Source organism: Novosphingobium sp. B-7 (genome assembly GCF_000410615.1).
Classification (GTDB): domain Bacteria; phylum Pseudomonadota; class Alphaproteobacteria; order Sphingomonadales; family Sphingomonadaceae; genus Novosphingobium; species Novosphingobium capsulatum.
The window spans coordinates 1-412 of the sequence record NZ_KE148400.1 but is presented as its reverse complement, the minus strand read 5'-3'; the positions used below and the strand labels follow the sequence as shown (position 1 = coordinate 412).

Here is a 412-nt window from a genome sequence, read left to right as displayed (position 1 = left end):
AGCAATTGGGCGTGGGCCGGCATGGCGATGAGGGTGCAGGCAACAAGCGAAGTGGCAAAGAGCTTACGCATGATCTGATCCTTTCCTGAACTGTGGGATCGACCTTCCATCTTTGTGGCCGATCATGATCCCGTTGTTCTGAAAACGGACCTCCGCTCGGGTTTAATCCATCCTCGCAAATTTTTTTCGATCGACCGGAAGATCAGCGGCAAATCGTGCACAGCAGCCCGCGCCCATACTGCTGATCGGGGCCGCGCGGGCCCAGGTCGATCGCCTCCCGGTCCAGCGCCTGGAGCACGGAGGCATGCGCATCGCGCGCCGCCGCCACGCGCGATGCGACGAGCGGCGCTGCAAACGACGTGCCACGCACCGGCACCATTTGCCCCCGCGCATTGGCGGCCCGCAATCCGGC

The 412-nt window shown here is 63.1% G+C and carries 1 pseudogene; it reads right to left on the bottom strand.

Annotated elements, in window-relative coordinates:
* Positions 1-202: 202 nt before the first annotated feature.
* Positions 203-412, bottom strand: a pseudogene (locus H926_RS33505) (peptidase S8); the annotation flags it as partial.